Annotated in this window: 1 protein-coding gene and 3 pseudogenes; 1 reads left to right on the top strand and 3 read right to left on the bottom strand. The window is 47.0% G+C overall.

What is annotated here, in order from left to right; genetic code table 11:
* The coding region (gene rocR / locus ACWHAR_RS20755) for an arginine utilization regulatory protein RocR (RefSeq protein WP_452087690.1) at window positions 1-1,200 on the top strand (1,200 nt) is incomplete at its 5' end.
* Here rocR and ACWHAR_RS20750 read toward each other — a convergent pair.
* The 3 pseudogenes from ACWHAR_RS20750 to ACWHAR_RS20740 all read right to left on the bottom strand — a co-directional run.
* A pseudogene (locus ACWHAR_RS20750) lies at window positions 1,182-1,334 on the bottom strand (ATP-binding protein); the annotation flags it as partial. The gene rocR and the pseudogene ACWHAR_RS20750 overlap by 19 nt on opposite strands.
* Before the next feature lie 27 nt (window positions 1,335-1,361).
* Window positions 1,362-1,492 (bottom strand): annotated as a pseudogene (locus tag ACWHAR_RS20745) (hypothetical protein).
* A gap of 19 nt (window positions 1,493-1,511) precedes the next feature.
* A pseudogene (locus ACWHAR_RS20740) lies at window positions 1,512-1,634 on the bottom strand (serine protease); the annotation flags it as partial.

Below are 1,634 nucleotides of genomic sequence, written 5' to 3'. Positions count from 1 at the left end.
AAGCAGCAGGACAGCACACTGGTACAGGCTCTTCAGGAAGGCAAGACGATTAAAAACATCAAACAGAGCTATTTCAATAATAAAGGCCAGGAAATTACGACGATCAATCATACATATCCCATCGTCCAAGACGGCAAAATCAGAGGCGCCGTTGAAATTGCCAAGGATGTGACAAAGCTTGAACGGCTGATCAGGGAGAATATGAACAAAAAAGGCAGCACAACCTATACGTTTGACAGTATTCTCGGCACCAGTCCGGCCATTCAAGACGTCATCGAAAACGCCAAGCGGGCAACGCGTACGTCATCATCTGTCCTTCTCGCAGGCGAAACCGGCACGGGAAAAGAACTGTTCGCGCAAAGTATCCATAATGGAAGCGATCGTTCTGGCGGCCCGTTTATTTCGCAAAACTGTGCGGCACTGCCAGACAGCCTTGTGGAAAGCATTTTGTTTGGGACGAAAAAAGGCGCGTTTACCGGCGCTGTCGACCAGCCCGGCCTGTTTGAACAAGCCCACGGCGGCACGCTGCTGTTAGATGAAATCAACTCGCTGAATCTCAGCCTTCAGGCGAAGCTGCTGCGCGCCCTTCAAGAACGGAAAATCAGGCGCATCGGTTCGACAAAGGATACACCGATTGACGTACGTATTATTGCCACGATGAATGAAGACCCAATTGATGCAATTGCAGGCGAACGAATGCGGAAGGACTTGTATTACAGGCTGAGTGTCGTCACACTGATCATCCCGCCACTTCGGGAACGAAAAGAAGACATTTTGCTTCTCGCGTCGGAGTTCATCCAGAAAAACAACCATCTGTTCCAAATGAATGTTGAACACATCAGCGATGACGTGAAGCAATTTTTCCTTTCTTATGACTGGCCGGGAAATATTCGCGAGCTTGAGCATATGATCGAAGGCGCAATGAATTTCATGACGGACGAGCAAACGATTACGGCTTCCCATCTGCCCTATCAATACCGAATGAAAATCAAGCCGGCTGACATCCCAGAGCCGGAAACACCAAGACACCAGCCGGCCGCGGACTTAAAAGAAAAAATGGAAAGCTTCGAAAAATATGTGATAGAGAACGTGTTAAGAAAACACGGCCATAACATCTCGAAAGCTGCTCAGGAGCTTGGCATCAGCAGACAAAGCCTCCAATATCGGCTGAAGAAATTTTCTCACTCGTCTAACGAATAATCCGGTGCAGGTAGCCTGATCAGAAAAACAGTGCCTCTGCCGAATTCACTTTTCACGTCAATCGTCCCATTGTGATTGTCGATAATCGATTTCGTTATAGCAAGGCCTAATCCCGAACCTCCATATTTCCGGGAGAATGCTGAGAATGGAGGTATTTGCAGTTAACAGCCATTTGCTGCTGTTTCACGTGTAACATCCATGTTGTATTTTTCTTCATATTCGATATATCCTTTTTCAACTGAACGGGTGTAACCCTCGTTCAGTTTTTTTGCATATCAAAACAGCCTGGCAACGATGCCAGACTGCTTTTATTAACTGCCTAATTGGTCTGCGGAGGACAGCTTGATATCAACAGATTTTTCTTTTCCGCCGCGATAAAACTTCACCTTCACCCAGTCACCGACTTTTTTCTGATAAAGCCGTTTTCGCAGGTC

Source organism: Bacillus sp. LR--39 (assembly GCF_053613335.1).
The sequence above is the reverse complement of the archived record's forward strand: the minus strand, read 5'-3'. Positions and strand labels throughout refer to the sequence as shown.